The sequence below is a fragment of the Acinetobacter sp. P1(2025) genome (assembly GCF_051390655.1).
Lineage (GTDB): Bacteria > Pseudomonadota > Gammaproteobacteria > Pseudomonadales > Moraxellaceae > Acinetobacter > Acinetobacter junii.
On the sequence record NZ_JBPKBJ010000096.1, the window covers coordinates 1 to 11,862 of the forward strand.

7 protein-coding genes and 3 pseudogenes are annotated in these 11,862 nt (G+C 37.8%); all 10 read left to right on the top strand.

What is annotated here, in order from left to right; translation table 11 throughout:
* Positions 1-73, top strand: a pseudogene (locus ACSC97_RS16425) (type II toxin-antitoxin system HipA family toxin); the annotation flags it as partial.
* A gap of 299 nt (positions 74-372) precedes the next feature.
* Positions 373-720 (top strand): annotated as a pseudogene (locus ACSC97_RS16430) (zinc-binding dehydrogenase); the annotation flags it as partial.
* Between the two features lie 410 nt (positions 721-1,130).
* Positions 1,131-2,957 carry an allophanate hydrolase gene (atzF, locus tag ACSC97_RS16435; protein WP_436662002.1) on the top strand — a complete coding sequence of 609 codons (1,827 nt, stop codon included), beginning with the start codon at positions 1,131-1,133 and terminating at the stop codon, positions 2,955-2,957.
* 16 nt (positions 2,958-2,973) lie between these two features.
* Positions 2,974-6,579, top strand: a complete 3,606-nt coding sequence (gene uca / locus ACSC97_RS16440; RefSeq protein WP_436662004.1) for an urea carboxylase — start codon at positions 2,974-2,976, stop codon at positions 6,577-6,579.
* Between the two features lie 11 nt (positions 6,580-6,590).
* Entirely contained in the window at positions 6,591-7,286 is a 696-nt protein-coding gene (locus tag ACSC97_RS16445) for a GntR family transcriptional regulator (RefSeq protein WP_436662006.1), read from the top strand.
* A 31-nt stretch (positions 7,287-7,317) separates the two neighbouring features.
* The gene (locus tag ACSC97_RS16450; protein WP_075696518.1) at positions 7,318-7,626 is read left to right on the top strand and encodes a hypothetical protein; all 309 of its coding nucleotides are present in this window, start codon (positions 7,318-7,320) and stop codon (positions 7,624-7,626) included.
* 157 nt (positions 7,627-7,783) lie between these two features.
* Positions 7,784-8,659 carry an AraC family transcriptional regulator gene (locus ACSC97_RS16455; protein ID WP_436662009.1) on the top strand — a complete coding sequence of 292 codons (876 nt, stop codon included), beginning with the start codon at positions 7,784-7,786 and terminating at the stop codon, positions 8,657-8,659.
* 7 nt (positions 8,660-8,666) lie between these two features.
* Positions 8,667-9,671 carry an NAD(P)H-quinone oxidoreductase gene (locus ACSC97_RS16460; RefSeq protein ID WP_436662011.1) on the top strand — a complete coding sequence of 335 codons (1,005 nt, stop codon included), beginning with the start codon at positions 8,667-8,669 and terminating at the stop codon, positions 9,669-9,671.
* Positions 9,672-9,777: 106 nt separating this feature from the next.
* On the top strand, positions 9,778-10,656 hold the full coding sequence (gene hchA / locus ACSC97_RS16465; protein ID WP_436662013.1) for a glyoxalase III HchA: 879 nt from the start codon (positions 9,778-9,780) through the stop codon (positions 10,654-10,656).
* A gap of 149 nt (positions 10,657-10,805) precedes the next feature.
* Positions 10,806-11,752, top strand: a pseudogene (locus ACSC97_RS16470) (2-dehydropantoate 2-reductase).
* Positions 11,753-11,862: the final 110 nt, after the last annotated feature.

Consider the following 11,862-nt stretch of genomic DNA (forward strand, 5'->3'; position numbering starts at 1 on the left):
GGGTTATGTATCACCTTTTGAGTTTGAAGCAATGTACTATGATAAGATTAACCCGTTAGGTCAGGTGGCCTAACTTAAATAAAAAAGTCTCCGACAAACCCGGTACGGTTCATTTTGTGCAAGTTTAAAAATCCGTTGAATATTTTTCCAGTCTTTTTCTAAAATCATGTGTTTATCCTTGTTATTGTTTCTCAAGGTAATTTAGCACATAAAAAGTAAGATAATATTGCTATTTAATTTTCAATAAATTGTCAATTCGGCAAATTCAATATGAGAGCATAGTTGATTTACATCATCCATTCCACTGGAAAATAAGAGACAAAATGCATGGTAAGACACTGAAATCTGGTACTTTCAGGGTCGTGATGATGTTGGGGTGTTGATCATTCTTTTGAATGTATTGGAAACACCAATGTCATGCGCTCAGCATTAGAATGCGCACATCGTGGTTGGGGACAATCTGTGATTATTGGTGTGGCTGGTGCAAGGCAAGAAATTTCAACTCGCCCATTCCAATTGGTGACAGGTCGTAAATGGATTGGAACTGCTTTTGGTGGTGTGAAAGGTCGTTCACAATTACCTAAAATGGTTGAAGATGCAATGAAGGGTGAAATTGAACTTGCTCCTTTTGTTACTCATACAATGCCACTTGAAGAGATCAACGAAGCTTTTGATTTAATGCATGAAGGTAAATCAATTCGTACAGTTATTCACTTCTAATTATTAACGTTTAGCATTGATGATGCTTTTGCATCATCAATGCTACATAATGAAGCCTCTCAAAGCCACATATCAAAAGATACCTAAAATATAGAGCTCTAACGATCAAGATTTTTGTTCTGCTCAAAACTGAGCTGACAATGATCAAATTCATAGCTTCAATTTCTCAAATTGTAAAATTCAAGAAAAACTTTGCTCAAAAACTAAGCTTAAGCTCTTAAATAAAATCGCATCTTGCTGAATTGTGGCGCACGTGCATTAAAACAAAGCTATTTTAGCACCATTAGTTAATCTACAAGTTTAAAAGTTTATGATAAATAAGGTAATTAATTGAATTTTATGTAAAAAATAAACTGGCACACTTTCTGCATTTATTTATCCAAACTTGTATACAAGATGGGATTCATAAAATGCATGAGATAAAAACTTTAGGTTGGACAATTTCAGAATGGCAAACAGCTTATTCAAAAAATGAAATCCAACTTGATACTTTAAAAGATTTAGTTGCATCAATTGATCCTCAAGATAATGCGTGGATTTCAATTGCGACAGTAGAACAGATTGAACAGCAAATTCAATTTCTCAATGAATTAACTAAAGAAGCTGAGAGTTTAGCAAAACAATTTCCACTCTACGGCGTTCCGTTTGCAGTGAAAGATAATATTGATGTTGCAGGGTTTGTAACTACCGCAGCTTGTAAGGTATTAAATACAATTGCAGTACAAGATGCTGAAACAGTGCGTTTGTTGAAGCAAGCAGGTGCAATCGTAGTTGGTAAAACTAATCTTGATCAGTTTGCAACAGGTTTAGTAGGAACTCGCTCTCCATATGGTGCTGTTGCAAATACATTTAATTCTAAATATGTCAGTGGCGGCTCAAGTTCTGGTTCAGCAAGTGTGGTTGCTCGTGGATTTGTCCCATTTGCATTAGGCACAGATACTGCAGGTTCCGGACGCGTACCAGCGGCATTTAACAATATTGTTGGGTTAAAGCCAACCAAAGGGCGGTTTTCAAATCGTGGTTTATTGCCTGCATGTAAAAGTCTAGATTGTATTTCGGTCTTTGCCTTAACCGTTGTAGACGCAGATTTGGTTGCAAATGTTTTAGAAGCATATGATCCATTGGACAGTTATTCACGTAAGCATCCAAAGAATGTTCCAGCGCATTTCTCTAGCAAATTAAAATTTGCCATTCCAGAAAAACTAAATTTCTTTGGAGATGAACAGGCTGAAAAAGCGTTTCAGCAAACAATCCAATTACTTGAGTCATTAAATGCTGAGATCACTAAAATTGATTTTTCAGATTTTGAGCAATTGGCAGCGCAACTTTACCAAGGTTCATGGGTGGCAGAGCGTACCGCAGCAGTTAAGGATTTACTGAAAAATAATCCTGATGCATTTGATCCAACGGTATTAGAAATTATTAAAAACGGTGAAAAATATTCAGCGGTGGATGCCTACAATGCAGAATATTTAAAACAAGACCTAGCTCGAAAAATCCAACAAAGATTGGCTGACTTTGATGCCTTAATTGTTCCAACTGCACCTACAATTTATACCATTGAGCAGCTTCAACAAAATCCGATTGAATATAACGCTCATTTAGGAACCTACACTAACTTTACCAACTTGGCAGATTTGAGTGCTTTAGCTTTACCAGCAGGATTTAGGGCTGACCATTTACCATTTGGAATCACTCTAATTGCGCCAGCTTGGCATGATGCGGCATTGGTGCATTTTGGTAAGGCATGGCAAAACTATCTTGCTCTCAAATTGGGCGCATTGGATAAAAGTCTGCCTTTAAGTTCTGCTACACCTATTTCGCAACATCATATTCGTGTTGCAGTTGTCGGGGCTCATCTAACAGGTATGCCGTTGAATTTTCAGCTTACCACACGTCATGCTGTGCATATCGAAACCACCAAAACCTCTAAAAATTATGCGCTTTATGCATTGAACGGTACCGTCCCGCCGAAACCCGGTTTAGCACGTCAGCAAGATGGACAAAGCATTATTGTAGAACTTTGGGATGTTCCTACTGCTCGATTTGGTGAATTTGTGGCAGAGATTCCAACACCTTTAGGCATGGGCAATGTCGAATTAGAAGATGGGCGCTGGGTGAAAGGTTTTATCTGTGAGCCTTATGGCATAGATGATGCAGAGAATATTAGTCATTTTGGTGGATGGAGAGCCTATATCCAGCATCGTAACAGCCAAGCAGCAAACACAGCGAATTAATTGGGGGGAAATCATCATGTTTAAAACTGTACTTATTGCAAACCGTGGTGAAATTGCTGTTCGAGCGATTCGCACACTTAAAAAATTAGGTGTAACCAGTGTTGCTGTGTATTCGGATAGTGATCGTTATGCGCAACATGTCGAAGATGCTGATATTGCAATTGCATTAGATGGTTTAAAACCAGCCGATACTTATTTGAGTATCGAAAAATTAATTCAGGCAGCTAAACAAACTGGGGCAGAGGCAATCTTTCCAGGGTATGGCTTTCTCTCTGAAAGTGCCGATTTTGCTCGTGCTTGCGAAGAAAATAATATTGCTTTCATGGGACCAACGGCAGAGCAAATTCTAGAATTTGGTTTAAAACACCGTGCTCGTGAATTGGCTGCTGCTGCCAATGTACCAATGACACCAGGAACTGGATTGTTGGATAGCTTAGAAGAAGCTCTTACGGCGGCAGATCGTATTGGCTATCCAATTATGCTGAAAAGTACTGCTGGCGGTGGTGGTATTGGTTTGACCCGTTGTGATACGCCACAAGCCTTGACCGACGCTTACGAAAGTGTAAAACGTTTGGGCGAACAGTTTTTCAAGGATGCAGGCGTATTTATTGAATGCTTTATTGATAAAGCGCGTCATGTTGAAGTACAAATTTTTGGTGATGGAAAGGGACAAGTCGTTGCCTTTGGTGAGCGTGATTGCTCTTTGCAACGTCGTAACCAAAAAGTAGTAGAGGAAACGCCTGCGGCAAATTTACCTGAAGCTACACGTAAAAAGCTGCATCAGGCAGCAGTGGAATTAGGTAAATCCGTTAATTATCGTAGTGCAGGAACAGTAGAGTTTATTTACGATGCCAATCGAGATGAGTTTTATTTTCTAGAAGTGAATACACGCTTACAGGTTGAGCATCCAGTCACTGAGATGGTTACAGGTTTAGACTTAATTGAATGTATGCTCAAAGTGGCTGCTGGTGATGAGCTTGATTGGGAATATCTCAGCAATATTCAGCCTAAAGGTGCAGCGATTGAAGTACGAGTTTATGCCGAAGACCCTGTGAAAAATTTCCAGCCTAGTCCCGGTGTACTGACAGAAGTTGCCTTTCCTGATGGTACACGTGTTGATACTTGGGTCAAAACAGGCACAGAGATTTCCCAATACTTTGATCCGATGATTGCCAAAATTATTGTGCATGCTGATGACCGTGCTAGTGCTATCGAAAAATTAAAGCATGTATTGGCTGAAACACGCTTAAATGGCATCAGCACAAACTTGGATTACGCACGTGCCATCGTTTCAGATCAGCGCTTTGAATCTATGCAAATTTGGACAAGAATGTTGGATGATTTCAACTACACGCCAAACGTGATTGAAGTGGTTCAAGCAGGAACGTTGAGTTCAATTCAAGATTATCCAGGTCGTACAGGCTACTGGGATATTGGTGTACCGCCATCTGGTCCAATGGATGATTATGCATTTCAGCTTGCCAATCGTATTGTTGGGAATGATGCTAAAGCTGCCGGATTTGAGTTTACCTTAGTTGGACCAACCTTAAAGTTTCACACAAATACGATTATTGCTTTGGCGGGAGCAAGCTGTACTGCGTTGTTAGATGATCAGGAAATTGATTTTTGGAAGCCTGTAGAAGTTAAAGCAGGACAAATTCTAAAAATCGGTCAAGTAGAATCAGGTTGCCGTACATATTTAGCGGTTCGAGATGGTTTGGATGTCCCTGTATATTTAGGCAGTCGTTCTACTTTTGCGCTTGGTAATTTTGGTGGTCATGCAGGTCGTACCTTACGTGTCGGTGACATGATTAAAATGGTTGATCCAGCATTTGCTAGTGCAGAATTGCCACTTGCACATGATGAGCCTCAAGCGTTATCGGCTGAATTGATTCCTGAATATAGTAATGAATGGGAAATTGCGGTGTTATATGGCCCGCACGGCGCACCAGATTTCTTTAAACCTGAATATGTAGAAGAGTTTTTTGCATCAGTGTGGACAGTTCACTTTAACTCAAATCGTTTAGGCGTTCGTTTATCAGGACCAACGCCAAACTGGGCACGAGAAAATGGTGGTGAAGCAGGTTTACATCCATCAAATGTCCATGACTGTGAATATGCGATCGGAGCAATTAACTTCACAGGCGATTTCCCTGTAATTCTGGCTAAAGATGGTCCAAGTTTAGGGGGGTTCGTTTGTCCTGTGACGATTGCCAAAGCCGAACTTTGGAAAGTGGGACAACTTAAAGCCGATGATAAAATTCGTTTCTATCCGATTAGTGTTGAACAAGCCAATGAACTTGAACGTCAGCAAATTGAAAATATCCAAAACTTTGCGGAAGCAAGCAAAATTGTAGAAACAATTGAGCCAATTCAAGAGGTTGTCAGTACGATTTTGGCACAACGTGAACCAACTGAATTATCGCCAAAAACAGTGTATCGCCAAGCAGGTGATAGTTATATTCTCTTAGAATACGGCGAAAATGTTTTAGATTTAGCTTTACGTTTACGAGTGCATCAACTTATTCAAATGATTCGTGATGCAAAAATTGCAGGCGTATTGGAACTGTCACCGGGTGTTCGTTCACTACAGATTAAATACGATGGCTTAGTAATTCCACAATCACAATTGATTGCTCAATTACTTCAACTCGAAAAAGAGATGGGTGATTTGAGCCAATTAAAAATCCCATCTCGTATCGTACATTTGCCGATGGCATTTGAAGATAGTACCACTTTAGGCGCAGTTGAACGCTATCAAGAAAGTGTTTGCTCTAAAGCACCGTGGTTGCCAAATAATGTTGATTTTATCCAACGCATTAATGGCTTGGCAGATCGGAATGAAGTCAAAGATATTATTTTTGATGCAAACTATTTAATTCTTGGCTTGGGTGATGTGTATTTAACTGCACCATGTGCTGTACCAATCGATCCACGTCATCGTTTACTCAGTTCTAAATATAATCCAGCACGTACCTTTACCGCAGAGGGAACAGTGGGTATTGGTGGTATGTACATGTGTATCTACGGCATGGATTCACCGGGCGGTTATCAATTGATTGGGCGTACTTTGCCAATTTGGAATAAGTTTAAGAAAAACAAACAATTTGGTGATAAACAATGGTTCTTACAATTCTTCGATCAAATTAAATATTTTGAAGTGACAGAAGAGGAATTGAATCAATGGCGTGCAGACTTTGAAAATGGTCATGCTGAGATCAAGATTGAAGAAACAGAATTCGATTATGCGGATTATGTAAAATTCTTAGAGAATGAAGCTGAAAGTATTGCCGAGTTTAAAGCTAAGCAACAACAAGCATTCACGACCGAAGTTGATCGATGGAAAGAGGAGTTTGCAGCTCAACCTGAAGAACAGATTCAAGAAAATAACCATGCTGATTACAGTCATTTAGCATCATTAAATGCATCAATGACAGGTAATATCTGGAAAATTTTTGTTGAACATGGTCAAGAGGTTAAAAAAGGTGAAACTGTTGCTATTATTGAAGCAATGAAAATGGAACTTCCTGTTTATGCAGAAGAAGATGGCATTGTAAAAGCCATTATTTGTAGAGCAGGGCAAACCGTACATAGTGGTGAACCACTGGTTTATATGGAATAAGGCAAGGTTGCATGAAAGAAACCAAAATAAAAACAACAAAAAGCTCAGACAATTTGTCTGAGCTGGTTTACCAACGCATCAAGAATGATATCTTTGATTTCAAACTGATGCCAGGTGAACGTTTCACTGAATCTGAAGTTGCAAAAGCTTATGATGTAAGTCGCACCCCAATCCGACAAGCACTATATCGTTTGCAACAAGAGGGTTATGTTGATGTGAGTTTTCGTAGCGGTTGGCAAATCCGACCGCTCAATTTTCGTTATTATGAAGAACTTTATGATGTGCGGATCATTTTGGAAAAAGATTCCATTCGTAAACTTTGCCAGATTGATCATCAAAACTCAGTTGAATTATCTGTTTTAAAAGATTTATGGTTGATTGAACCTCATCAATATCTAAAGGACATTAAACAACTGTCACAACAAGATGAAGATTTCCATTGCGCATTGGTTCGCGCCTCTGGAAATAATGAAATGGCGAGAATTCATCGTGATTTGAGTGAGCGAATCCGTATTATTCGTCGTTTAGACTTCTCAAAAGATTATCGCGTTGAAGCGACTTATCAGGAGCATCAGAAAATACTGGGTTATATTTTTAATCGTAAAGTAGATGAAGCCATTCAAGCGATTGAAGCACATATTATGCAAAGTCGTGATGAAGTGAAAAAAATTACTTTACAGATGTTGGATTCGAGTCAGTTTTATTAAGATTAGAGTATGGTGAGCAATAAGGATTTTTATGGATAACTGGCATTATGCCGTTGTAGCTTCAATTGTGACTATACTTGGAATGAGTTTAATTTCATTTCTCAAACTTTTTAAACTATGGAAGGCTTCCTTAAGTATTTTTTTTATTTCTAGTATAGGGTTTTGTATCATTGGAGGATTAGGTAGGAAATCTGAAAATCATGGCTTTGATGGTGCATGGGGAAAACATGGTATATTGATGGAGTTTATGAATCTAGAAATAATTATGGTTAGTTTAGGCGTGGGTGCTTTTATAACACTATTATTTTTCTTAGCTATTGTTTTTTCTGATAATAAATAATATTTAGTTTGCTAGCTCATTTTTATAAATCTATATCATATGTTTAAATGAACTTCACAAAACTCTTTTTCCTATGCCTAATCCTGCATAAAACTAACATCTTTTATCTGTTTGCTATTTAATAATAAAGATCAAATTTCAAATCATCAGATGACACATGATGAATGATCAAATACTAACTGCACTCTTTCTAAAACTTGTTACTAAAGAAGGCTTCTTTGCTACGGCAATAGATGGCATCACTTTGATGCGTGTAGATCACAACACACCACCATTAGCCATATTGCAAGAACCGACCTTAGTTTTTGTTTTACAAGGCAGTAAACGTGGTTATATCGGAAATGAAACCTATGCATTTCAGCAAGGTGAATGCCTAATCGTCTCTGTGTCTATGCCATTTGATTGTGATACGGTTGCGAGTCCTGAATTGCCTATGATTGCAGTCAGTATGAAACTAGAGGTGGATACGGTAAATGAGCTGTTAGCAAAAACATATTTTGAAAATGAGAAATTTAAACCACTCACCACTGGCATGAGTGTAATTCAATATGATCAAACCATTTCAAATGTTTTAATACGACTATTAAAAACTTTAGGTTCAGAACAAGACAGCTTGATTTTAGGTGAACAAATCAAACGAGAGTTGTTGTATCGAGTGATTCAACATTCGGGTGCAGATGCTTTAAAAGGATTAGTCGCTCAAGGCAATTTACGACCAATTTATAAGATTTGTGAATATATTCAACATCATTTTACAGAAAAATTAACAGTGGAAATGCTTGCTGAACAAGCCAATATGAGCATTTCTGCGTTTCATAAAGCATTCAAACAAGTCACATTACATTCACCTTTGCAGTATCTCAAAGTTACGCGGTTGCATAAGGCAAAACAAATGTTGCAAAACGAAAACCAAAGCGTTGCTCAAGCAGCTTATGCTGTTGGTTATCAAAGCTCATCTCAATTTAGTCGAGAGTTTAAAAAGCAGTTTGGTTTTTCTCCTAATCAAACTGAAGTAAATATAGATAAGGAATGAGTAAATCATGAATCAAAATAGTAGCGAACAAATGAAATATATCGAAATTACTCTAGCTGGCGGTCCTGAAGTTCTAAAAGTTGTACAAGGTAAGAAACCTGAGATTAAAGAAGATGAAGTACTAATTGAAGTCTATGCCACAGGCATCAATCGCCCTGATATTTTGCAAAGACAAGGGTTGTATCCGATGCCGAAAGGTGTAACGCAGATTCCAGGATTGGAAGTTGCTGGCATCATTTCAAAAATTGGTTCAAAAGTAGAAAAATTTAAAGTCGGTGATAAAGTCTGCGCGCTGACTAACGGTGGAGGATATGCAGAATACTGTGCTGTCCCAGCAAATCAAACTTTAGTGATTCCAAAAAATCTGAGCTTTATTGAAGCAGCAGCTATTCCAGAAACTTATTTCACAGTATGGGCAAATCTATTTCAGATCGGACAGTTAAAAAAGAATGAAACCGTGTTAATTCATGGAGGAGCTAGTGGAATTGGTTCTACAGCGTTGAGTTTATGTCATGCGATGGGTATTCAAACTTTTTCCACAGTGGGAAGTGAAGAAAAAGTAGAAAAATTAAGCTCAATTTCGACGGTTATTAATTACAAGGCACAAAATTTTGAACAAGAAATCTTATCACTCACAGATCAGCAAGGTGTAGATGTGATCTTGGATATTATTGGCGCTGCTTACTTTAATCAGAATCTGAGATTGCTAAAAAGAGATGGGCGACTAGTAATTATCGGATTTATGGGCGGTCGAAAAGTTGATGGCTTTGATATTCAAGAACTCATGCTCAAACGCGCTGTGGTGACTGGCTCAACGATGCGTGCTCGAACCAATGATGAAAAAGCAAAAATTACCCAAGAATTGGAGCAGTTTGTTTGGCCACTAATCGAAACAGGTCAATGTAAACCAATTATTTATAAGACTTTTGCTTTTGAAGAGGTTGCAGCAGCACACCAATGTCTGGAAAGCAGTGAACATATTGGAAAAGTGGTACTCGAAATTAAATCCTAATTTTGCCTAATCGTATTCATTCTATGCCTATTTATACATCAAGCTTGAGAATGATCACTTGGAAAAGCAATATGTAAATCAAACATATCCTACGAGGAATTTGAACATGACAATAAATATAGATGATCGTAACCCAACCCCAGATTTAGCTGAAGATAATGCTTTTTTTCCATCACCTTATTCTCTAAGTCAGTATACGGCTCCAAAAACTGACTATGACGGAACTACATATCCAAATCCATATCAAGGCGATAAAAAGATCCTCATGATTGCAACGGATGAACGCTATATCCTGATGCAAAATGAGAAATTCTTTTCTACAGGAAATCATCCAGTAGAAATGTTGCTACCAATGTTCCATTTGGACAATGCTGGTTTTGCCTTTGACGTTGCAACACTTTCAGGTAATCCAGTAAAACTTGAAATGTGGGCAATGCCAAAAGAAGAGCAAGTGGTTTTGGATACTTATCATAAGTACGAGAAACAACTGAAATCTCCACTTAAATTAGCTGATATTTTAGATCAAGCTTTAAGCGCTGACTCACCATATGCAGGTATTTTTATCCCTGGCGGACATGGTGTTTTAGCTAAAATCCCTGAGAGTAAGGAAGTTAAGGCTTTATTAAAATGGGCAGTAGATCATGACAAATATGTGATTACCTTATGTCATGGTCCAGCTTCTTTATTGGCAGCTGCAGTTGATGAAAGTCCAAATGATTATATTTTTAAAGGCTATCAAGTCTGTGTTTTTCCAGATTCATTAGATAAAGGTGCCAATATTGATATTGGATATATGCCAGGACAATTTCCGTGGCTCGTCGGCGAAAATCTTGAAAAACTTGGTGTGGAAATCCTAAATAAGGGAATCACAGGGCAAGTTCATCAAGATCGAAAACTGTTAACGGGTGATAGTCCCTTAGCCTCTAATAATTTGGGGAAACTTGCTGCTGAAACTTTATTAGCTGATCCAAGTCTTAACGCATAATCTTTTTTTTATGAGTTTAAAGCCCAATCTTATATTGGGCTTTTTCTTGAGAAAAATTTAAAACCTGTAAGCTAGCTGACAAATCATGTCCGCAATCTTGATTATGTTAGAAAAGTAGCAAGATATAATTAAATAGTTAGAGATCATCAATGAAAATATGTATTTATGGTGCAGGCAGTATTGGATGCTATCTTGGCGGTAGATTGGTTGCTGCTGACTATGACATAGATTTTATTGTTCGTCCTAGAGTTCAGCAAGAACTTCAAACTTACGGTTTAACTGTTTCAGATTACACAGGATTCAAGCAAACTATTTCTGTAAATCAATTACAAATGAGCATTGATCCCAATGGTGCAGCTCATGCTGATATTGTCTTTGTTTGCGTAAAATCAACATCTACTGAACAAGTAGCCCTTGAATTAAAAGATATTTTAAAGAAAAAGACCATTATTATTAGTTTTCAAAATGGCTTAAGTAATGTGGGAATTCTAAAACGAATTTTAACAGACCACACTATACTCGAAGGAATGGTACCTTTTAATGTCGCAGCTTTGGGGAATGGTCGATTCCACCAAGGAACAGATGGTGCTTTGTATGTAAAAACCATGAGCAATTAGCTGAACTCGTGCTTGCATTTCAAGAAGCAAAGTTAGAATTTCAGTTAGAACAAGATATGCAAGCTGTGCAATGGGCAAAATTATTATTGAACTTAAATAATTCAATCAATGCGCTATCCCAACTTCCACTGAAACAAGAATTATCTATTCGAGAATATCGTCAGTGTTTGGCACTTGCTCAATTAGAAACATTAAATCTATTAAAAATAGCCAAAATCAAACCAGCAAAACTGACTCCAATTCCAGCACAATTTATTCCTAAAATTTTAAAACTACCCAATCCTATATTTAAGATTATCAGTAAGAAAATGCTCGCGATTGATCCACTTGCGCGTTCTTCGATGGCTGATGATTTAATGGTTGGAAGAAAAACTGAAATCGATTGGATTAATGGTGAAGTTGTTAATTTAGCTAGACAGTTGAATCTTACAGCACCAATTAACCAAAAATTAATTGAGCTAGTCAAACAGGCAGAATGATGTGGATCTATGATTTTAGACCACGTCTATAAGTGATAATCTACTCCCCAATAAGCATGGGAAATGCTTGTTTCTGGAGTCAACCATGACACGAAGAAAACGTCGTAATC

Bases quoted from the DNA above. Each gene is read 5' to 3' on its own strand.
- atzF (WP_436662002.1), top strand. From the start codon at position 1,131: ATGCATGAGATAAAAACTTTAGGTTGGACAATTTCAGAATGGCAAACA.
- uca (WP_436662004.1), top strand. From the start codon at position 2,974: ATGTTTAAAACTGTACTTATTGCAAACCGTGGTGAAATTGCTGTTCGA.
- ACSC97_RS16445 (WP_436662006.1), top strand. From the start codon at position 6,591: ATGAAAGAAACCAAAATAAAAACAACAAAAAGCTCAGACAATTTGTCT.
- ACSC97_RS16450 (WP_075696518.1), top strand. From the start codon at position 7,318: ATGGATAACTGGCATTATGCCGTTGTAGCTTCAATTGTGACTATACTT.
- ACSC97_RS16455 (WP_436662009.1), top strand. From the start codon at position 7,784: ATGATGAATGATCAAATACTAACTGCACTCTTTCTAAAACTTGTTACT.
- ACSC97_RS16460 (WP_436662011.1), top strand. From the start codon at position 8,667: ATGAATCAAAATAGTAGCGAACAAATGAAATATATCGAAATTACTCTA.
- hchA (WP_436662013.1), top strand. From the start codon at position 9,778: ATGACAATAAATATAGATGATCGTAACCCAACCCCAGATTTAGCTGAA.